Origin of the sequence: Vallitalea pronyensis, assembly GCF_018141445.1 — a bacterium.
Classification (GTDB): Bacteria; Bacillota; Clostridia; order Lachnospirales; family Vallitaleaceae; genus Vallitalea; species Vallitalea pronyensis.
Genome location: NZ_CP058649.1, coordinates 2,337,158 through 2,358,618 on the forward strand (window position 1 = coordinate 2,337,158; position 21,461 = coordinate 2,358,618).

The following is a 21,461-nucleotide window of genomic DNA, read 5'->3' on the forward strand; positions in this document are numbered from 1 at the left end:
GTGGATAAACATTAGAAATACTGTAAAAAAATGATAAAAGGTTTACAATTATTCCAAAATATGCTAATATTGGCGTAGTTAATTTGTTTAATTAGTACAGCAACACACTAATCCATTAATACAAAGGGGTTTTAAGGTGAGTCATGTAAATGAGGTTATTCAAGACATATTGGTTGAACATTATCAGGTGCCTTTGAAGGATATACAATCCAATATGACCTTTAAAGAACATGGTATTGATTCTTATCATTTTATTGAATTTATGGTTTTAATTGAAACCAAGCTTGGCATTGAATTCGACCATGATTTTTTGGAAGTCAGTCATTTTAAATCACTGGATGATTTAACATCCTATGTAGAAGAGATATTTAACCAGTGAATGTATCATCATGAATGGAGTGTGGCCATGGAAAAAATATTACCTTTGAATCGAACCAATGAACGTGTGAATGAATGCTGGACAACCCTAAGACTAGCCGCTATATTATCCGATGACAGTTTCCTGCCGTGGTTTGTGGAAAAATTCATTACATTAAGACTGAATACTTTTTTCCATACAGGTTACTACGATATGTCACTAGCAGATTGGGGCGTAGAGTATTATTATCTTTATGATGAAGTTCTAGAGTTTAAGAGGGTAACGGACTCAAAGAATATTGTCGATCAATTGATAGAAACCATCAATCAGAACGGCTATGGTGTGATCCATTGGGATCTGTTTCATATTACCAATAATCTCTATTATGAGAAACAGCATGTTGGTCATGAAGCCCTCATTTACGGATATGATGACCAGCGCAAAGAATTCTACTACCTTGACATGCTAGTCGGGAATGATCCTCTGTCAACAGTTGAAAAAATTTCATTCGATGCATTGGATAGAGCTTTTACTTCCTACATCGAATTTGCTAAAGGTGACCCCATGCAATATGATTTGCACATGACCATTGATGGTCCTGCTTCCATGATGTATCTAAAAAAACCAACCATTGTAAGAGAGCCTAAGCTGGAGAGGATTAATTATGCAGTTAGGCGGTCATTAAACGGTGGCATCTATCAAGAAGTTAATGCACCGTCCTTTGGTTATACGCCTTTTCAAAGAATTGGTATTTCTGTTTATGAAGGCTACTACAGTGACTTAACACGTGTTTTAAAAGAAGAAAACAAAAACTTATTAAAAGAAGATGTGAATATTTGTTATAGTATGTACAAGTTGTTAGAATGTAAGAATGGCTTACTCTTTCGACTAAATTATCTTGAACAGCACCAATACATACGTATGGGTAATGATCTTCCCAATGAACTTAAGGACCTATGTCATCTTATTCAAAATGGGCGGACTCTTTATGTAAAGTACAGTCTAACCTTACAGGATAAATACTTGGAACAGGCTAATGACCACTTTAAAAGAGCAGAAGAATTAGATCATCACCTATTAACCCAAGTTAAAGATTTAACATATCATGCAAGACAAGGGTTAATATAATCCATAACATTGAAAAACATTAAAAAGACTGAAATTTCTAATTAATTATGTTGTACATGCATCCCATAATGGGTGCCAGATAACCATCCTATTCATGATTATTTCGTTTGTTAACAACAGCATTTACCATAAAAAGGGGGTTAGAAACAATGTATGAGAAACATAACAGCCTTAACATTTATTTAGCAAAAGCAGCAAGTATCGTCTTTTATATCTTTCTTTTTCCACTGATCTGTTTGAATAAATGGGATTACAACCGTCACATAAAAAAGAAACATTATTTTTATGAGAGCATCATTATTCGATTAGTGGACCACTATCCATTCTTATACGAAATCAATGCTTTTCTTTGGCACTTTCCAATAGGCATACGAACATTTGACACCATACCTCCACTATCTGGGAGCGTGCTGCAAGTTGGTTGTGGAACGGGACTATTCAATAAGTATTGTAAGAAATACAAGAAAAATACCCAGATAAAGGAATGGGTTAATCTTGATTTAAATATGAAATCATTACAATATGGTCTTAAAAAAAAGAGGTTCCAAAGTTTTCTGCAAGCCAGCATCTACAATGTCCCTATGGAGGATGCACATTTCGATAAAATTGTTTTTTCAAGGTGTTTTCACCACATTCATAAACCAAAAAGAGCCATTCACGAATGCGAACGCTTATTAAATCACCATGGAGAAATCATTATTTATGATCCAGTCAAATTGGATGATACTTCTGAACAAGCGGTTTTTTCTAATACGTATTTCGATGGCACCATATGTGTCTATAACAAACATTCTCTTGTTCGATCCATTGAAAAGTATCTACCAGACAACCTGGTGATTTCTTCGGTCAATTACAAACGTAACCCATCTGTTTTGAACTATAACAGACAATACAGGCATACAGACGCAGTTGTGGTCATTAAAAAAATATCTTAGGCAAGTAAAAAGACTAGAATAAAAAAAGAGGTGTGTTTTTTGTTAAAAGCTTTGGCTATGGATAATTATTTGGACGGATTCAGCTCTGAGAACTTTAGTTGCATTGACATACCCATTGCCGGTGCAACAGGCTATTATCATTATGACAATTACTTTTATTTCTTATGTTATCGAAGTGTTTTTAACAATTGGTCCAATGATTATATGAATGAGTGTCACTTTGATTTTGACCAGTGGATGAAGCAAACCAATGACATCTTAATCAAACTGGGTTTAAGACTTCGAGTCCATGTCATTCAGGATGCTACGCAATTACGTTCGCAAATAAAAAGAAGTATTGACCAACATAATCCTGTGATCATGCCAGTCACCTATGGCAGTTTATTCTATAACATATCCGCCTATATGGATGAGCCAGATGAGGCAAGTGCTGTCATTGTCAGTGAGTATGACGAGGAAAAGTCCGTCGTCGTCATCAGAGACAAATCCCATGTGTTGGATGTGATACAAGAAAATCAAAGAGGTGACCCCTTATGCAGGCTGCAGCTCACAGAAGACATGCTATGGGATATCTGGGAAAAATCAAATCAACAGTTTAAGAAGATGCATGGCTTTTTCAATAACAAGTTATTGGTCATTGACAAAATAGACCAGCCTCAGATAGCCAGTTATCAGGATTTAGTTAGTGATTTTATGGGTCATTTCCTATATAAAAGCTGCAATTTCCTTAAGATCATTGATCGCTTTAATCAAAACGTTGCTACAGTCCAGTGTCATGCATTTATTGTATGGCTCCAAAGGGATTTTAAAAATGCTTTGATGGCTTTCTATGAATGTTTTGAAAAGGCATTGCCTCCAAACGAAGAAAATACCCATACATACGCAGCTTTCAGTCAGCTATTTAGCGAGTTTATGCATGTCAGAAACAACATCATTTCCACCTTACATATTAATACCTATCGAAAAAGAACATTAAGCCCCGAAACCATGGTGGATCTAAAGAATAAAATAGTGTCAAACGATCAGGCATTATTTGAATTTATAGAGACGTTTTATAAGAATAATCCATGTTAAAGAAATGGGGTTGTCTCAGTAGCCCCTTTCAAATATAAAAGGATAAGGAGAGGTTTATCTATGCATAAAAAAGTGATTCAAATATTATCGGAAGTAAAAAATAACGATGATTTGTTAAGCAGTTTATCCGCAAGTTCGGATATTGTCAACGATGTGGGTTTAGATTCCTTACAAATGATTAATTTTATTTTAAAACTAGAAGATGAGTTCTGCATTGAGATTGATTTTGAAGCATTTGATTATTCCCACTTAGATTCTATTGACAAATTGTGCTGCTTTATTGATAAGTGTGCATAGGGTTGATAAGATGGCGAAATGTGTGCACATGGGATCGTTCAATGCAGAACGCTATTGGAAAGAGGAGCATTATGCAACTTTACCTTCCATTGAAAATAAGGCATGGCATAACATCATTGTGGCAATGGATGAGTTGTTGTTTCCCATGACCCATCATGGTGATGTGTTGGTGACTGCTTATAAGATGGATGATGCCTTGAAAGATTATATAAGCATGTTAGGATTTCACATAACCAACAACGACAATAACATTATAGATCATGGTCATGATTCAAAAGAGGAAAAAAGTATTTTTGAACATTTACTGATGGATGAACCATATCATCCATCGTTGCTGTCCACGGTGGAAACCATATCCCCTTATTCCGTATTGCCATATACCAAAGAATTATGTGAAAAATATGGTTGGACAACCAGTCTTCCACCATTGGCATGTGTGAAAAAGGTAAATTCCAAGGTGTATTCCTATGAAGTAAACCGTATATTAGGTTTACAGCATAAAGGTAGTGTTGTCACAAATAGCAAAGAATTCATGACGAAAGGTAATGATTATTTAACCACAGGCTCTTTTCTGATTAAAGACCCCTATGGGGTATCTGGTAAAGGCAACTTGCTAATTAGTTCAAAACGTATCTTTAATAGAATTGTATCTTATATGGAGAAGCAAGAGAAACAAGGCAAACAAGTCTTATTTGTTATGGAACCATTTTTAGATAAAGACGTGGATTTTTCATGTCAGCTATACATTGAAAAAGAAGGCAATTACACCATCTTAAGTGTTCAAAAGCTCCATAATAACGCCTTTAGTTTTTATGGTTCCTATTCAGCAGATGAAGACTTTTGCGCTTTTTTGGACGCTAATCATTATTTTGACGATATCCAAAAAATTGCTAAACAATTGCATGGTGACGGGTATTTTGGCAATGTATGTATTGACTCCATGATTTTAAAAAATGGGGACATCATACCCATTATAGAAATTAATGCACGTCAATCCATGGGTTTAATTAATCATTACATGGATAGGTATTTAGCTACTTATGCACTAACGGGAAATCTGACGTTCATGAATATGGGTTACGCCAATGGGATCAATTGTAATACGTTGATTGAGCAAATGGATAAGCATAACCTCTTATTCACACCTGGTAAAGAAGAGGGCATTATACCGCTATCATCCAATACACTTTTTATTAACAGCTATCTATCCAAGAAAAAAACAGAGAAAGACATGTATAAAGGACGATTTTATTTCTCTGCCGTTGGGAAAAGCCATGGTGAGAAAAATGAGCTTATTGCTAAAAACAAGGATTTTTTTCTGTCATTAGGGTTTAAGATTTATGATTAAATCATTTAGTGATGTGTCACGAAACACGTCAATAAAAGGTTACAAGGTAGTTTATTATCCATGATTGCATCTATTTGGAGGTGAATATATGTCGAATAAAATGACAACCATTCTTTGTTCTGGCGTTGCATTGGGTGTGTATATTCCTGCAATGCTTTTGAATCATACATTAAGAAAAGAAAAGGTATTAACGGATGTTGTTGTTCTAGAAAATCTTATTATGAAGGAAAAAAAGGACAAGATAAACGACAATAAAAAGGCATTTCACAACAGCTTTGCTGTTGCCCTAAAAGGTCAGAAAATGGCAAGAGATATTCGTCCTAGTCTGGACGAGGACATTGTTCAATCCCTTTTTGAACAGTGGGAAAGAGAAAAGAGGAAAGACTTTATTATTTTTTCTGGGTTTTGGCTGCCCATTATAGAAGATTATTTACATAAAACAGGTTATACAGACAGTTGCATTGACCTCTGCCACATGGACGCAGATTATTCTGCTTCTTGGAAAAATTATAAGAACATATGCAGTAAATACAACAACATATGGCTTTTTTCATGGGAAGAGAAGTGTGTCCACTGTGAAATAGCCATAACGGATAAGGTCCCTGTCCCTTATGAGCAAAGACATAATTGCTTTGTCATTCATGGAGGCGGGTGGGGTATGGGTACCTATCAGTCCAAGATTCCCCAGCTTGAAAAGGAAAAAATACCCTTAGATATTGTGATTTATGACATGTGTGAAGCAGAAAATAAGAAAGAGCAAAACAGGTACTTTATGGTTTCACCAGATTGGTCACCTTGGATGAAAAATGATGCAGGTGAACATGAATTTCCCTACTTTGGTCAGGTATTAGAGACAGGAGAAGCAACTTATAATAACCGAGAAGCGTACCACGAACTATTTGATATTATCCGCTATGATAAAGCAATTATTAGTAAACCTGGAGGTGCCACACTTCTGGATTCATTGGCATCCGCAACACCGATTATTATGCTGGATTCTTTTGGTGCGTATGAACATAAAAACATGCTGTTATGGGAACACATGGGATTTGGCATCCGTTACGAAGAGTGGGAACGTTCAAATTTCTCAATGGATATGCTTGAAGGGTTACATGATAATTTGATGGGTATAAGAGGATCATTATTGGATTATGGGAGGGCTTATGCAACCAAAAACAGAAATGAAAATGGATAAAGCGAGTTTTGAAAGACTAAAAAAAACCGTGCAGAATATGGCTGAAAGTAATCGGTTATCACAATTGGACCCAAACTATGCAGTCAAAATACCCAAAGAAGTGGGTATACAGCTTACTAACCGTTGTAATCTACGTTGTAAGCACTGTTTTGAATGGAATCAAGAGGGGTTTAATCATGACTTAACAAAAAAACAACTGGACCATGAGCTTGATTTTGACATTGTTGAAAAAATACTTAAGCAAACCTGTGAAACGAAGGCCGACCTTTTCCTTTGGGGTGGGGAACCCATGTATTACAGAGAGTGGGATCGGCTTACCCGCTTGTTGGAACAGGACCCTCGATGGAGTGTATTATGTACCAATGGTATCATGGTTGAGGAAAAAATGGATTCACTGCTTAGGATATCTGAAAACCTAGCTATCTTAACAAGCATCGAAGGTTTTGAAGCAGAAAATGATGCCATACGGGGTACAGGATCCTATAAAAAAGTGATGGCAGGCATGGATAAGGTTTTGAGCCTTCAAAAGAAAGGTATCTTTAAAGGTAAACAGTCCGTTCATTGCACCATTAGCGATGCAATGATTGGAAAGCTCTATGACTTCATGGTTTATTTTGAGGATTTAGGTGTGGATACGGTTTACTTCTGCTTTCCGTGGTATTTACCTAAGGAAGTCTCCTTGGCAATGGATCAATTTGTTGAAGAAAAATTTAGTTGGCTTGTAGGAGAAAATAGTCAGCAGAAAAAAAGCTGGCATTCGTTTAAGTTTCGGATTAATCCTGATTTGGTGACCTATTTGGAAGAAGAAATGCGTAAGATCAATGAAAGGACTTGGAAAATAAGGATTAGGTACCAGCCTGCATTGGAAATTACCCAAGTCAAAGACTATATTTTAGGAACAACTGCTACAGCACAACATAAGAAAAAGTGTTTAGCAATTACAAACAGGATGGATGTATTAGCCGATGGAAGCGTCAGCGCTTGTAAGCTTTTTTCGGAATTTAATGTAGGGAATTTAAAGACAATGGACGTTGATGAGGTTTGGAATGGAGAGAAATTTAAAAAGGTCAGGGCCATATTAAGCAGTGGTTTAATGCCTGTTTGTTCAAAATGTATTTTATTGTACCTGAACGGTATATAGATGCAGGGTAAACCAGATACCAATGACGACACAGGACCGAGAAAGGGGGATTTCTTGTGGTTAAGAAAAAAATAGGTGTGTTAGGGTGCTCAAAAGTAGGTGATGCATCGCTTTTCAAGGCAATAAAATGGGTAGAAGGTTTTGAGGTGTATGCCGTTGCCTCTCGTGATTTGGGAAGAGCTCAGGCATATGCAGAAAAATATGGGGTCAAAAATTACTATGGCAGCTATGAACAACTTATTGAAGATGACAAGGTTGATTGCATCTATATTGCCACAACAAACGATTCTCATGGGGCGTTAGCTATTCGTGCTGCTAAAGCTGGAAAGCATATAGTCGTTGAAAAGCCCATTTGCTTAAGCATGGAAGACATGAGCAACATACAAGATGCATGTATGCAACATAACGTGTACCTCCTTGAAGGGATTATGGTGCAACACCATCCTTGGCAGGCATACATCAAACAAATGATACAAAACAATACGTATGGTGCCCTTAGAACCGTAAAAACACAGATAAGCTTTCAGCAAGATGCTTCATCGGACAACTACAGATGTAAGAAAGCACTAGGAGGAGGCGCTTTTTGGGATGAAGGTCCTTATTGGATACAATTTATTCAGTTCATCTTAGGTCTTCAGCCTACGACGTACACTGGCTATTCTGATTTTAGTGGACCTGATGGATGTGATTGGACTTTTCAAGCTTCTATGGCCTATGAAGGTGGTATCCACGTGGATTTTACAACTTCATTTGAAATGCCTTATGAAGCCACTCACTGGCTTGTATTCGATAAAGCCACTGTAAGAATTAGTAATTTTTTTAGAGCAAGTATGGGCAATTTTAAGATAAACATTGATATAGAAGCACTGGAAACGGGGATAAAAGAGAAGGTAAGCTTTGAACCCCAAAATTACTATGTTAATCAGTTGGATTTCTTTTCCCATGTGCTGGATGGAACCATGCCGAATATACCCCTTAGCCAATCGGCTGATAGGATAAGGATCATGGAAAACATATACATGGATGCTAAGAAAAACAATATGGACAAAAAAGAAGCTAAGAAGATGTAATATCTTTTTTATTGGAGGAACAACATGGCTTTAATCAAGGTAGACAATTTATCAAGATCCTTTAGCTACTACAAAAAAGAGACGGGACTAAAGGGTTCCATTCGTAATATGTTCAAGCGGGAAAGGTTAGTAAAAGAAGCTGTAAAAAATATATCATTTCAGATAGATGAAGGTGAAATCGTCGGCTTTTTGGGGCCTAATGGTGCAGGCAAGACAACAACCTTAAAGATGCTTTCAGGCATTCTATACCCAACGAGTGGTTCAGCAACCATTGGAGCATACATACCCTGGGAACGCAAAAAAGCGTTTAAGAAAAATTTTTCCATTATCATGGGACAGAAAAACCAGCTGTGGTGGGATTTACCTGCAAATGAATCCTTATATCTGAATAAGTGTATCTATGAAATCAATGATAAAGACTATAAAGAAATCATCAATGAGTTAGCTGATCTTATGGATGTGCAAGACAAACTGAAAGTACAAGTGAGAAGACTTTCACTGGGTGAGAGAATGAAAATGGAGATTATGGCTGCCCTGATTCACAAGCCCAAGATTCTATTCCTAGATGAACCTACCATTGGGCTGGATATCATCTCACAAAAGAAAATCAGGGAATTTCTTAAACGCTATAATGAGGCGTATAAGACGACAATCATACTCACCAGTCATTATATGAATGATATAGAAGACCTGTGTAAACGAGCGATTATCATTAACCAAGGCAACATTACATTTGATGGCCAGCTTTCGACAGTGAATGATGTATTCGGCAGTAAAAAAATGATTAAGCTGCTGTTGTCAGAGAGCGTCGATAGAGCATCATTAGAGCAGTACGGTGATATAAAGGAATATGACGGCTATAAGGTGATCATAGAGGTTGATAAAGAGCATATGAAAGCCCATTCCAAGTCCATACTGGACCGTTTACCTGTCATTGATTTTAACATGGAGGATATTCCCATTGAAGAGGGCATTCGTTTGCTCTATCACCATGGCGATACATTAGAAAAAGGAAAAGAAGGTGTATGATCGATGACCATGTTCGCTAAATATAAACATGCATTTATTCTTGGTATACAAAACGCCATGGAATACAGATTGGATTTCCTATTAGGTTTGTTGAGTAGTGTTTTTCCCATCATGATTCAGATATTCATGTGGACAGCCATTTTTAATTCTACTGGGGGGAATCATGTCTATGGCTACTCTTATACACAGCTTATTTTATACACGTTGTTGGCAAGCATTGTCACAAGGCTGGTTGGGACAGGCTTTGAATATGAAATAAACAGCGATATAAAAAATGGTGATTTGAATAAATACATTGTAAAACCAATCAATTATTTCACGTACAGATTATCTTGTTTTATGGGTACAAAAATTTTTTCCTCGGTTATTTTATTCACTATTATTGCCATCATTTGTTTTGTGGTCAATCATTTGTTTGGGTTCAGCACTCAGGTTGATCGGGTGTTCCTATTTTTGTTAGCTGTTTTCTTTGCCATCTTTTTAAATTTTCTAATTTACTTCTGTATGGGTATGCTGGCATTCTGGCTAAGTGAAGTATCGTTATTATTTGGTACGATTAATATCATCTTTATTATTATTAGCGGTGGTATATTTCCACTGGACATATTCGGAGAAACGTTTATCCGTGTAGTGAATGTGCTTCCCTTTAAATATACCATTCAGTTTCCTGTTAACATTTTGAACGAAAAGCTTAATATAGCTAATGCTTTTTCAGGCCTATTAACCCAGTGCATATGGATTGTGCTTATGCTCCTGTTGGCGATAAAGCTATGGGAAGCAGGACGAAAAAAGTACATTGCTGTTGGAGGGTGAGCCATGGGTAATATAATCAAAAACATAAAAAGATACGTGGATTTGTATCTTGTATTTGCAAAAAATTCATTAATATCACAAATGGAATATCGAGCCAACTTTGCAGCAGGTATCTTAGTTGAAATCGGATACTTTCTTGCTAAATTTTTATATGCCATTGTTGTCTATCAAACAGGTGTCACCATTAATGGCATGGCACCGGATGCCATACTCATGTTCATTGGGACGTATGTGATGATGACGGGTATCTTTATGACTTTTTACACCAATTTTGTCCTCATACCCAATTACGTAAGGGATGGTTCTCTTGATTTGTTGATGACAAAACCGGTTTCCCTTCAATTTATGGCAACCCTTCGTCATCTCAACTATGCCATGCCCATACCGAACATCATTGGAGGGTTTGTATTGATTATTATTGGTTGGCATAAAACAGGCATCCCCGTTACTTTGGCGCATATTTTGGGCTTCATTGGTTTTACCATTATTGGTATCTTGATTACCTACTCGGTTTTTTTAATCCCTGTTTTATGTTCCTTTTGGCTCATATCCACGTCAGGGTTAGTCCGTATTACAGAAACAGCTTGGGATTTCAATAACATGCCCATGGATATTTACAATAAAACCATTAAAAACATTGGTACATTTGTTATACCCATATTTCTTGTATCCAACTTTTCCCCTCTCTTTCTACTGGGAAGATTGGAGACCATTCACATCCTATGGGCCATTGTGGCACCCTTTGTATTTTTTACCATCACCCGATTAATATGGAAAAAAGCCATAAAAAACTACACAAGTGCAAGCAGTTAGCTCTCAGCTGGATTGATGGATTTAATACAATAAAATAGGATGAGGATGGTGGTTGAATGTTCAAGAATATAAACGCAAAAGGAATACTGTTTAGAGCTGCATTACCCATTTTAGTTTTAGTGTATATGGTATGTTTGTTGCCTATTCTTCCTTTTTTATTCTTCAATAGAATGGACTATAAAAAAAAGATCAAGGAGAATCCCCTTTATAAAAGCGTCCTGGTTGGTCTCTTAGAAAAGCATCCTTTACTCTATGAGCTATCCATTTTATATTGGAATTATCCAATGTTTGGCAGGCTATACGATATACTTCCTCCCATGAAGGGGAATGTCTTGCAGGTAGGGTGTGGGACTGGGCTTTTGAACAAAAGATACAGGAAAAGGTCGGATATAAGATTTATTAATTTGGATTTGAATAAAAAAGCTTTGGCATATGGCAAGAGGAAAAAACGATTTGATACCTATATGCATGCCAACATATACAACACGCCTTTAGAAGACCATAGCGTTGATATCATTATATTTGCCAGATGTTTTCATCATATTAAGAATCATAAAAGAGCATTATTAGAGTGTGAAAGACTCTTAAAGCCTCATGGGACCATCATCATTATTGATCCCATAGGGTTGTATGATACAACCGATCATGGCTTTATGAATAACACGATGCTTGATGGCATTGTATGGTGCTTCAATCCCAACAGTTTTTCAAGCCATCTGGTTAACAGTATTTCAAATAAGCTTGAAATTGAATCCATAGATTTTTACAGGCAACCTACGGTATCTAATTATCATGTACATTATCCCCATACGGATGTGGTTGCTATTATAAAAAGAATATAACGTTTGTCGTTATTTATCTATACCATTGTATTGACATGGCAGAATTGTACCATGAGACTTCTAGATAGTGTAAGTCTTAGGCTGTTAAAGGTGTGGAAATACAATGGCCTATAGTAAATCATATATCATGATAAGATGCTTTCGTTAAGTTTGTTGCCTTTATCTGTTTATAAGACATGACAACAAGCCGTAAAATCATTTATCATCAAGATATATGATTTTTTTGTGTCACTAGCCAGCCAAATAAAGCGTAGCTGTAGCCTATACACCATTTAATCTCTATATAAAAGGTAAAGTAGTAGTTATAAATAAAACCAAGTTAAGGGATGTATGGCATTGACAACTTCTGTCGGTTGGCATATAATGGATACAGACAGAATCTGTCGGTTTCAAGAAAGGAAGTTATGATTATGCATAAAAAATTTAGAGATATTGATGTACAGAGTGATAAAGTCAATCGTATCATTAACTGTGCCTTTGAAGAGTTTAGCAAAAATGCATTTGATAAAGCATCTACCAATAATATTGTCAAAGCAGCACAAGTATCACGAGGATTAATGTATCATCATTTTAAGGATAAACAGGAGCTTTTTGATTTTTTAATGGCGTTCTCATTAACAGTTATGCTGGATGCATTCAATAAAAATGTTGACTGGGAAGAAATTGATATATTGAGCAGAATTCGGCAAACAGTACGATTTAAATGGGATATCTTTCAACGGTATCCATATATGCTTGAATTTTGTGTTAAACATGCCAAGAGCGATAACATAGCCGGTGAGAAGAAGATCATGATTGATCAGCTGAAGGATATTCGTAAATCCCTTTACAATGAGAACATTGATATTAGTGTGTTCAAAGAAGGAATAGACATCCATATGGCTATTGATGTCATAAGATGGACCATAGCAAAATATAGTGAAGAATACCAGCAAAAAATAATAGTTGGAAATATGCAGCCCCAATTAGAAGAGATGTTTACGCGATTAGAAGACTATATTGAGTTTTTGAAAGAGGTTTTCTATAAATAGAAAGGTGCATGAAGGTGTAGATAGGATAGGAGAGGATGATTAGGATGATTTATGATTTTACAGCTCATAAGGTCCCAAAGGTGTCAGAAGTAGGAGGAAAAGCCAGCTCTTTGATAGAAATGACCAAGGCAGGCTTTAACGTACCTGAAGGTATTGCATTATCTGTTTCATTTTTTTCACCATGGTTGACTAAGATGAAGTGTTCCTCTATGTGGCTGAGCCTCTTGAAAGAGCCTACAGCAGATAAATGCCATTCCCTGAAGGAAACCGCCGCCAAATTAACCTTTACCAAAAAGCAGCAAAATGCCATAAATAAGGCTATGGCAAATATGAAGGGGCCTCTATATGCTGTTCGTTCATCATCACCAGACGAAGATCTTGAGGACACGAGCTTTGCCGGTATGTATGATACCATATTAGGTATGAAGCCAGAAGCTGTTGAAGCAAGTGTTGCTAAGGTTTTTTCATCCTTGTTTGATTATCGTGTCATAGAATATAAAAATCGAAATAAGATGAATCTTGAACATGCCAATATAGCCATTATCATACAGAGACAGATTCCATCGGATATTAGCGGTATAGGTTTTTCCATAAACCCAGAAAATAACTGTTATGATGAAGCGATGATTAATGCCAGTTTTGGGTTAGGTGAAACCATTGTATCTGGTATGGTTACGCCGGATACCTATATCGTTGAAAAAGTCAAGCATATCATACTGGATAAGAAGATTAGTACGAAAAGCATGGGATTATGGTTAAACGAAAATGGTGGTACGGTAGAAAGGTATAATCGTCTTGACACTAAGCAGGCTCTATCGGACCAGCAGGTTATGGAAGTGACAGGACTTATTGCCAAATGTGAAAACCATTATGGTCTACCGATGGATATTGAATGGGCTTATGAGGGAAATACACTATATCTGCTTCAGGTGAGGCCCATCACCACCTATTTCCCCCTGTTTCCGGAGATGATGACAAAGCCAGGTAAAGAGAAGTACCTCTATATGGATATGATGGGTTTAACACAAGGGTTTACGGATTGTCTATCTATTCTTGGAGCGGATATATGGGCTAAGACTTTTGAACTTGCTAAAGGTGACGTGGTACCCATTGGTGTTGATGGAGGTCTTATTGCCCTTCACGGCAGGCAGTACATTCACTTATCTAATCTGGTTAAGGGGCTTGGTATCAAGGCAGTTAATAAGATGTATGCTTCCTACGATGGACCCACTAGGGCGATTCTTGATTCCATTGATATTCAGAAGGATTATCTACCTAGGAAAAAAACACATAAGATGAAGAAGGTCAAGATAGGACTTATGTTATATTTCTTTCAAATAGGCTCATCTACCTTGAAAGCCCTGTTGGTTAATTATAAAAAATTGAGTCAAGAATATAGGGCTGTTTCAGAAGAAAGCCGTATGCAGATTGAAGCATTTTTGGAAGGTGATAAGCCCTTTGACGCCTTTGTTAATGGAGGACTGAATTATCTTGTTAAAATGCTTCGTTCTTTTAGTATCATTGTGACGGGGATGGTAGCTCTAAATAAAATAAAAAAATTGTTTAAAGGAGAAGATATTGAAGATCTAGTCATTTCACTGGGTATGGATCTGGATGATAATAAGACCAGTGCCATGGGACATTATATGTTTAAATTAGCTTCTTATGAGGAGATTCAGGGTACTAGATCATGTGAAGAATTCTCGAGGCGTATCAAGAACAGAGAATATTCAGAAGCCTTTTTAAAAGATTACCATCGCTATATGCGTCTTTACGGCTTTAGAGGTTTTAAGGAAATTGATATTGCATCCCCTAGAGCCTATGAGAGGCCTGAAGATCTCTTCCAACAGCTTAAAGCCATTAATATTGAAACCAATCAGCTGCTAAATGTTAAGCAGAGACGTGAAGAAGCCTATAATCAATTGCTGACTATAGCTAAAGAAAAAGGCTTTGCAAAGAAGTTTATAAAGTATGCGGATATCTACCAAGGTAGTTTTGGCTTCAGAGAAGAACCAAAGTATAACTTTGTATTTGCAGTAGCCAAACTTCGCCATATTGCTTTGAAGCTAGGTGAAGGTTTTGTGCAGGAAGGACGCTTGCAACTGAAAGAGCAGATCTTCGATCTGCATATAACACAGATAGCAAAAGGTCAATCTGATCCAACCTATCCCTTGATGGCAGTCAGAAAAGAAAATCTAGCACCCTGTAAGCTGGTTGAGCATGTCAAGGAATGGCCTAATATTTTAGATAGCCGAGGAAAAATATACCGTTCTATTAGGAAAGGCAAGAAAGGTGATATCATCGGTTATCCCATAGCACCGGGTATGATAAAAGGAAGAGCTAAAGTATTACATGAACCCTATGAAAAACCTCTTGAGCCAGGAGAAATTCTGGTTACTAAAACGACTGAGCCAGCTTGGACCCCTATCTTTATCAATGCAGCAGGTGTTGTCTTAGAGGTTGGAGGACCCCTTCAGCATGGTGCAATCATTGCACGAGAGTATGGCATTCCCTGTGTCAGTGGTGTGTACAATGCTCAGAAGATTATTCAAGATGGGGATATGCTGGAAGTGGATGGCTCCAGTGGTATTGTTAAAATCATTCAGAAAGCAAAACAGAATACGTAATCTCATGGACTTTTAATGTAACCATAACGATCCCTATGCTATAATAGATAAAAGATAACACATTGGGATAACATCATAAATGAGGCATATAGATATAGCTATACATGATGTAGAACGGAGGGGATAAAATGCCTTTTACACTTGCTCATCCAGCAATCGTGCTTCCATTTGGTTTTAAAAAAAATCCATACATTGACTTTACAGCTCTTTTTTTAGGGGCTATGGCACCTGATTTTGAATACTATTATCGGTTTAGAATTATACGCACTGTTGGTCATACTATAGCAGCACAATTTTATTATAACCTTCCTGTGATCTTGATATTAGCCATGGTGTTTCATTACATCATTAAGCGACCTCTTGTTCGCCATCTGCCAGCACCACTTAATCATTGGTATTATCCATTGACCATCGAACGGTGGCGACTGAACACATGGAAGCGATGGTTGGTTGTTATCTACTCAGGTATAGCCGGCTGTTTTAGTCATCTTCTATGGGACTCTTTTACCCATGGCACAAGTTATTTTGCCCAGAGAATACCTTTGTTACAGCGTAGTTTCCTGGGCATACCTATATACAGCCTGTTACAGTCAGGCAGCTCACTGATAGGTTTAATTGCAATTGTGTTGTTTGTCTATTACATGGGCATCAACAATAGTCAGTTAACACATAAGAATACCTACGTACCAAGCATGCAGAAAGTCATCTACTGGGGAGGGGTTTTACTTATAACTTGCCTTACCTTATTGATCATGCACATGATAAAAAGTCATATACTGTTAGGCAACTTAATCGTTTATACGATTAACGGTGTTTTCATAGGTATATGTATCATGTCCATTGGTATGAGAAAAAAATATAAGATACTTTCCTAATGTAACAACTTGCTTCGCAAGACGCGACGTAGTCGCTTTGTTCTAATAAAATCATATGGAGATTAGTGAGGAGGAATGAATGTGTTGAGTAAAGCTTTAATCACAGATGTATTAACAGCAGCCGTAACAACAGGTGGAGACTTTGCTGAGCTATTTATTGAAGAAAGGGATAATGGTCATATGACCCTCGTTGGAGGAAAGATTGAACAGAGTCTTTCCGGTAAGGATTTTGGTGTTGGTATACGGATTTTCAATGACTTAGCAAGTGTGTATGCTTATACAAATAACGCATCCAGAGAGAATCTAATGAAAGTTGCCAGAGAGGCAGCCTTAGCGATAAACAACAGCCATGTGTGTCAGGTGCTGGACTTAAGAGAGGATAAAGTGATAACATCTCATCCTATTAGGCTGATGCCTGATTCTGTACCAAAGCTTAGAAAAGTACAGTTCATGCGACAAGGTTATGATGCCATGATTAATTATGACCCAATGATTACCCAAGGTAAAGTGACTTATTTGGAAGGCACTCAGCATGTGCTTATTGCCAATACGGAAGGTGTATGCATAGAAGATACCCGTGTGAGATCGAGGATAGTTTTTCAAGCCATTGCCACAAAAGGTACAGAGATGCAGACGGGTGTGCATTCGCCAGGTGCTCATGTGGGTTGTGAGTTATTAGAAGATATGGATATCGACTATATTGCTAAAGACAGCGCCCGTATGGCAAAAACCATGGTAGAAGCTGGTTATGCGCCAAGTGGTAAAATGCCTGTTATTATTGGCAATCATTTTGGTGGGGTATTGTTTCACGAAGCTTGTGGTCATGGTTTAGAAGCAACATCTGTTGCAAAGAAAACATCTGTCTTCACAGATAAGATAGGTGAGCAGGTTGCATCCCCACTGGTGACAGCCATTGATGACGGCACAATCCCTAATGCTTGGGGCTCCATGAATATTGATGATGAAGGAGCCAGCATGCAAAAAAATGTACTCATTGAAAAAGGGATTTTAAAAGGTTATATGATTGATAAATTAAATGCTCGGCGGATGAACATGTCACCTACAGGATCAGGTAGAAGACAGAGCTATCGTTTTGCACCAACATCACGTATGACCAATACCTATATTGCCAAAGGGCATTCCACAACAGAAGCGATTATTGCAGATACAGCCTATGGGTTATATGCCAAACATCTCGGTGGTGGTTCGGTGAATACTGCTACAGGTGATTTTAACTTCGCTGTACGGGAGGGCTATATGATCAAGAATGGTAAAATAATTAAACCTATTCGTGGCGCAACCATCATTGGAAACGGACCTGAAATATTGAAGAAGATTGATAAGGTTGGCAAGGATTTGGATCATGGTCAAGGCATGTGTGGTTCCATCAGTGGCAATATACCAACCAATGTAGGACAGCCGACTATACGGGTTAGTGACATAACGGTTGGTGGAAGGGATGGTAAATAGTATGCATAAAAAAGTGTTTATAGAGAAGTTGTTTCAAGAAGGTAAGTCAGCTGGTTTTGAGGAAATGGAAGTCTATACCCAAGGTACTCAAAATCTGGATATCATGACATTCAAAGGTGACATCACCAAATATGCTATATCTGAAGACGAAGGCCTCTCTTTTAGAGGATTATGCCAAGGTAAGATAGGGTATGCTTATACAGAGAAACTGGATGAAAATGCCGTACACATGCTGGTGGATCAAGCGAGAGACAATGCTATTATTCTGGATCATGATGACCAAGAATATATACACGGGACAGGGGATATATATCAAGATGTTGACCATTATCATGGAAGTTGTGAGACTGTTTCTAATGAAGCAAGAATTGCCTTTGCGAAACAAATGGAAGAGACGGCTTATGGTTATGATAAACGTGTGGATACGGTTAATTACTGTCTATTAAATTCCGCTAAGGACCATCTTCAAATCATTAATAGCAAGGGCTTAAATCTTACGGATAGATCCAATGTGTTCATTGCCTACTTATCGGTTATTGTAAAGGAAAATGAAGATGTCAAAACAGGGGCTTATTTTATGGTGACCAATGATTATAGCAAGCTGGATTACCATAAGATTGCAAAAAAAGCTGTGGATAAGGGAATATCCATGTTAGGAGCTACGTCCATTGAATCGGGACATTACCCCGTTATACTAAAAGCAGAAGCATCAGCAAGCATCTTAAAAGCTTATGCACCCATGTTTTCTGCAGATAATGTTCACAAAGATTTATCCTTATTAAAGGGTAAGTTAAGGGAGCAAATAGCAGATTCCTGTATCACCATCGTGGATGACCCTTTTATGGAAGATGGTATATGGTCAAGTGCTTTTGATGCAGAAGGTGTTGCAACAACTTGCAAAAAACTTGTGGATCAGGGTACATTGACCACTTATTTGCATAATCTAAAAACAGCTCATAAAGACGGTGTGGCATCTACTGGTAATGCTTATCGAGGTTCATATAAAGGTGCTGTTAATATTGCTCCAAGTAATTTATATATTCAAAAAGGCTCCATGGATTATGAAGCTATGATGAAAGAGATGGATTATGGGATTATTATCAGTGATGTGCAGGGGCTTCATGCAGGGATTAATACAATCTCTGGCGATTTTTCTATTTCTGCTTCAGGCTATGAAGTGGCAGGAGGTAAGATTTGTCGTCCCATTAATCAAATCACCATGGCTGGCAATTATCTTGAGCTATTATCAGATATTACCCAGGTGGGGACGGATTTGATATTTGCTTTGCCAGGATCAGGTTATATTGGGTCACCATCATTGCGTATTAAGAGCTTATCCATCTCAGGTAAATAAAACAAAAGAATAAGGGTGAATTGTGTGAAAAATATTATTGTAGTCATAGTCGTAAGCGTTTTATGTTTGACAGCATGCGTGGATAGCTATGAAAGTGAAAACATAAGCAATCATGCTCCGGATCTTCTAAATCAACAAGAAGATCAAGAAGTAAAACCGGATACATCCAACATGGAAGATGACAATATTCTGGGTGAAGAGGGCAATGAAAATCAAGAAGAAATGGATATCATACAACCAGAAGGGATGACGATTCTCGACCGCTTTCATGTACCAAAGGATTTTACCCGTATAACAGTCAAGGAGGATTCCTTTGGTGCTTATCTTAGAAAGCTGCCATTGAAAGAGCATGGTTCAAAGGTATTGTATCATGATGGGCGCACGAAGAATCTTTCAGGTGTCTATGAAGCTGTAGTGGATATGGATATTGGTGAGAGAAACTTACAGCAATGTGCAGATGCAGTCATGCGTCTGCGAGGGGAATACCTCTACGGAATGGGTGCATATAGCAAGATTCATTTTAACTTCACCAACGGTTTTCGGGTAGATTATAGTAAATGGATGGATGGTTATCGTGTACGTATAGAAGGCAATAAAACCAGTTATACCAAAAGTCATGCAGCGTCCAATACCTATGAAGATTTTAGACGGTATATGAATCTGGTTTTTGTTTATGCAGGAACCCTATCCCTTGAACAAGAGTTAGAATCAGTGGATATGACGGAGATGGCAATAGGGGATGTGCTGATACAGGGTGGCAGTCCTGGTCATACTGTTATTGTTGTGGATATGGCAAGTAATGATGAGGGGAAAAAGCTGTATATGTTAGCTCAGAGTTATATGCCAGCACAGGATATTCAAATACTATGCAATCCTAATAATGAGTATAGTCCATGGTATCCTATTGAAGAAAGCGAACAAATTATCACGCCAGAGTGGACATTTTCCAAAGAGGATTTAAAACGGTTTACAGAAGATTAACATATAGATAACAATTAACAAAAAGGTTGTCCAATTTCGGGTAGCCTTTTTTTATAGTAATATTTTGTTGATAAGGATAAATATAAAAAAGAGAAAAAGCAAGGAACTTATTTAAAATAAAAAAACAAAATATGGTGAACTTAGAATAGACTTCTAATTAAATAAAAAGAGAATATATTATATTAAGCGAATTCGTTTATAAGTGACACTATTTTATCTTTTGAACCAAGCTCGTTAAAAGTGAGTAACCTTATAGGTTATGACGTGTTACAACTCATGAGTAAGTACGTCGTACAATGATAATTCTAGGAGGATGATTCAATGAGAAAAAGATCTTGTAGTAAAGTCATCTTAACGCTCGTTTTGGGATTTAGCTTAATATGGTCATCAACGGTATTTGCAGCAGAAAATGAACAAGTAACTGCAAAACAAGTGTTCAGATTTGATGAACAGGAGTTAGAACAAGGATGGGCATTAGCTCGTTCTCAAAAGGTATATGCAGATAAGCCTCTCAGCAATGGTGTCGTAAGAGGCAAAACAGACCCCAACACCTATCCTACACGAAGAGGGGTTATCTTAGTAACAGCAGATAAATACAAGGATCTAATCCCTCTAGGTCATGCAGCGATTGTATGGACATCAACAACAGTGGTAGAATCCTTAACAGGCGGTGTTGTAACAGGTAGAAATGACTGGCAAACAACCAGAGATACATGTTATGGCGTAACAACCCATGGAACAACCTCGGCTCAAGACAGTCAAGCAGCCAGTTGGTGTTATAACCAGATAGGTAAACCTTATAATTTTAATTATCCAGATAAGTGGACCCGAAGTCGATTTTACTGTTCACAACTTGTGTATGCTGCCTATAAAGATTTGTTTAACATTGATTTGGATACAACAGCCTATCTATCAGCAGTACATCCTATGGAGCTGGTTAATACCAGTAAGACCTACACAATCTATACCAAGTAACCAGCAGATAAAAAATCGTATTCAATAGCATGAAGCATCATTGAATGTAGGATTATCGCAATGGTCATGCATATACTTATAGAACATAGCAACTGCCATGGGATA

The 21,461-nt window shown here is 37.4% G+C and carries 20 protein-coding genes; all 20 read left to right on the plus strand.

The features are described from left to right. The first annotated feature begins 136 nt into the window (after window positions 1–136). The 20 genes from HZI73_RS09590 (at window position 137) to HZI73_RS09685 (ending at window position 21,356) form a co-directional block, all read left to right on the plus strand. Entirely contained in the window at window positions 137–379 is a 243-nt protein-coding gene (locus HZI73_RS09590; protein ID WP_212698026.1) for an acyl carrier protein, read from the plus strand. A 27-nt stretch (window positions 380–406) separates the two neighbouring features. Continuing rightward, on the plus strand, window positions 407–1,486 hold the full coding sequence (locus HZI73_RS09595; protein ID WP_212698027.1) for a hypothetical protein: 1,080 nt from the start codon (window positions 407–409) through the stop codon (window positions 1,484–1,486). A 149-nt stretch (window positions 1,487–1,635) separates the two neighbouring features. After that, the gene (locus HZI73_RS09600; protein ID WP_212698028.1) at window positions 1,636–2,421 is read left to right on the plus strand and encodes a class I SAM-dependent methyltransferase; all 786 of its coding nucleotides are present in this window, start codon (window positions 1,636–1,638) and stop codon (window positions 2,419–2,421) included. A 39-nt stretch (window positions 2,422–2,460) separates the two neighbouring features. Continuing rightward, window positions 2,461–3,495 (plus strand): hypothetical protein, encoded by a 1,035-nt coding sequence (locus tag HZI73_RS09605; protein ID WP_212698029.1) that lies wholly within the window; start codon window positions 2,461–2,463, stop codon window positions 3,493–3,495. Between the two features lie 60 nt (window positions 3,496–3,555). Then, window positions 3,556–3,792, plus strand: a complete 237-nt coding sequence (locus HZI73_RS09610) for an acyl carrier protein (RefSeq protein ID WP_212698030.1) — start codon at window positions 3,556–3,558, stop codon at window positions 3,790–3,792. 28 nt (window positions 3,793–3,820) lie between these two features. Beyond that, window positions 3,821–5,140 carry a hypothetical protein gene (locus tag HZI73_RS09615; RefSeq protein WP_212698031.1) on the plus strand — a complete coding sequence of 440 codons (1,320 nt, stop codon included), beginning with the start codon at window positions 3,821–3,823 and terminating at the stop codon, window positions 5,138–5,140. Window positions 5,141–5,228: 88 nt separating this feature from the next. After that, window positions 5,229–6,335 (plus strand): UDP-glucuronosyltransferase, encoded by a 1,107-nt coding sequence (locus tag HZI73_RS09620; protein WP_212698032.1) that lies wholly within the window; start codon window positions 5,229–5,231, stop codon window positions 6,333–6,335. After that, entirely contained in the window at window positions 6,304–7,476 is a 1,173-nt protein-coding gene (locus tag HZI73_RS09625) for a radical SAM protein (protein WP_212698033.1), read from the plus strand. Before HZI73_RS09620 ends, HZI73_RS09625 begins: the two co-directional genes overlap by 32 nt. A 56-nt stretch (window positions 7,477–7,532) precedes the next feature. Further along, window positions 7,533–8,546: a Gfo/Idh/MocA family protein gene (locus HZI73_RS09630; RefSeq protein WP_212698034.1), complete on the plus strand. Its 1,014-nt coding sequence runs from the start codon at window positions 7,533–7,535 to the stop codon at window positions 8,544–8,546. 24 nt (window positions 8,547–8,570) lie between these two features. Next, window positions 8,571–9,575, plus strand: coding sequence for an ABC transporter ATP-binding protein (locus HZI73_RS09635; protein WP_212698035.1), 1,005 nt, complete (start codon window positions 8,571–8,573; stop codon window positions 9,573–9,575). Window positions 9,576–9,578: 3 nt separating this feature from the next. After that, window positions 9,579–10,388 (plus strand): ABC transporter permease, encoded by an 810-nt coding sequence (locus HZI73_RS09640; RefSeq protein ID WP_212698036.1) that lies wholly within the window; start codon window positions 9,579–9,581, stop codon window positions 10,386–10,388. Window positions 10,389–10,391: 3 nt separating this feature from the next. Beyond that, window positions 10,392–11,201, plus strand: a complete 810-nt coding sequence (locus HZI73_RS09645) for an ABC transporter permease (RefSeq protein ID WP_212698037.1) — start codon at window positions 10,392–10,394, stop codon at window positions 11,199–11,201. Window positions 11,202–11,257: 56 nt separating this feature from the next. Beyond that, on the plus strand, window positions 11,258–12,043 hold the full coding sequence (locus HZI73_RS09650; protein ID WP_212698038.1) for a class I SAM-dependent methyltransferase: 786 nt from the start codon (window positions 11,258–11,260) through the stop codon (window positions 12,041–12,043). Between the two features lie 410 nt (window positions 12,044–12,453). Further along, window positions 12,454–13,074, plus strand: coding sequence for a TetR/AcrR family transcriptional regulator (locus HZI73_RS09655; protein ID WP_212698039.1), 621 nt, complete (start codon window positions 12,454–12,456; stop codon window positions 13,072–13,074). Between the two features lie 35 nt (window positions 13,075–13,109). Then, window positions 13,110–15,701: a PEP/pyruvate-binding domain-containing protein gene (locus HZI73_RS09660; protein WP_212698040.1), complete on the plus strand. Its 2,592-nt coding sequence runs from the start codon at window positions 13,110–13,112 to the stop codon at window positions 15,699–15,701. A gap of 128 nt (window positions 15,702–15,829) precedes the next feature. Further along, window positions 15,830–16,576 (plus strand): DUF4184 family protein, encoded by a 747-nt coding sequence (locus HZI73_RS09665; RefSeq protein WP_212698041.1) that lies wholly within the window; start codon window positions 15,830–15,832, stop codon window positions 16,574–16,576. Window positions 16,577–16,657: 81 nt separating this feature from the next. Further along, window positions 16,658–18,046 carry a TldD/PmbA family protein gene (locus tag HZI73_RS09670; protein ID WP_212698042.1) on the plus strand — a complete coding sequence of 463 codons (1,389 nt, stop codon included), beginning with the start codon at window positions 16,658–16,660 and terminating at the stop codon, window positions 18,044–18,046. Between the two features lies 1 nt (window position 18,047). Beyond that, window positions 18,048–19,400 carry a TldD/PmbA family protein gene (locus tag HZI73_RS09675; protein ID WP_212698043.1) on the plus strand — a complete coding sequence of 451 codons (1,353 nt, stop codon included), beginning with the start codon at window positions 18,048–18,050 and terminating at the stop codon, window positions 19,398–19,400. A gap of 24 nt (window positions 19,401–19,424) precedes the next feature. Continuing rightward, entirely contained in the window at window positions 19,425–20,381 is a 957-nt protein-coding gene (locus tag HZI73_RS09680; RefSeq protein ID WP_246552440.1) for a DUF4846 domain-containing protein, read from the plus strand. 321 nt (window positions 20,382–20,702) lie between these two features. Continuing rightward, window positions 20,703–21,356, plus strand: coding sequence for a YiiX/YebB-like N1pC/P60 family cysteine hydrolase (locus tag HZI73_RS09685; protein WP_212698044.1), 654 nt, complete (start codon window positions 20,703–20,705; stop codon window positions 21,354–21,356). Window positions 21,357–21,461: the final 105 nt, after the last annotated feature.

Excerpts from the sequence above, each read along its gene's own strand:
- HZI73_RS09595 (WP_212698027.1), top strand. The coding sequence starts at position 407 with ATGGAAAAAATATTACCTTTGAATCGAACCAATGAACGTGTGAATGAA.
- HZI73_RS09600 (WP_212698028.1), top strand. The coding sequence starts at position 1,636 with ATGTATGAGAAACATAACAGCCTTAACATTTATTTAGCAAAAGCAGCA.
- HZI73_RS09610 (WP_212698030.1), top strand. The coding sequence starts at position 3,556 with ATGCATAAAAAAGTGATTCAAATATTATCGGAAGTAAAAAATAACGAT.
- HZI73_RS09615 (WP_212698031.1), top strand. The coding sequence starts at position 3,821 with ATGGGATCGTTCAATGCAGAACGCTATTGGAAAGAGGAGCATTATGCA.
- HZI73_RS09620 (WP_212698032.1), top strand. The coding sequence starts at position 5,229 with ATGTCGAATAAAATGACAACCATTCTTTGTTCTGGCGTTGCATTGGGT.
- HZI73_RS09625 (WP_212698033.1), top strand. The coding sequence starts at position 6,304 with ATGCAACCAAAAACAGAAATGAAAATGGATAAAGCGAGTTTTGAAAGA.
- HZI73_RS09635 (WP_212698035.1), top strand. The coding sequence starts at position 8,571 with ATGGCTTTAATCAAGGTAGACAATTTATCAAGATCCTTTAGCTACTAC.
- HZI73_RS09640 (WP_212698036.1), top strand. The coding sequence starts at position 9,579 with ATGACCATGTTCGCTAAATATAAACATGCATTTATTCTTGGTATACAA.
- HZI73_RS09645 (WP_212698037.1), top strand. The coding sequence starts at position 10,392 with ATGGGTAATATAATCAAAAACATAAAAAGATACGTGGATTTGTATCTT.
- HZI73_RS09650 (WP_212698038.1), top strand. The coding sequence starts at position 11,258 with ATGTTCAAGAATATAAACGCAAAAGGAATACTGTTTAGAGCTGCATTA.
- HZI73_RS09655 (WP_212698039.1), top strand. The coding sequence starts at position 12,454 with ATGCATAAAAAATTTAGAGATATTGATGTACAGAGTGATAAAGTCAAT.
- HZI73_RS09660 (WP_212698040.1), top strand. The coding sequence starts at position 13,110 with ATGATTAGGATGATTTATGATTTTACAGCTCATAAGGTCCCAAAGGTG.
- HZI73_RS09665 (WP_212698041.1), top strand. The coding sequence starts at position 15,830 with ATGCCTTTTACACTTGCTCATCCAGCAATCGTGCTTCCATTTGGTTTT.
- HZI73_RS09675 (WP_212698043.1), top strand. The coding sequence starts at position 18,048 with ATGCATAAAAAAGTGTTTATAGAGAAGTTGTTTCAAGAAGGTAAGTCA.
- HZI73_RS09685 (WP_212698044.1), top strand. The coding sequence starts at position 20,703 with ATGAGAAAAAGATCTTGTAGTAAAGTCATCTTAACGCTCGTTTTGGGA.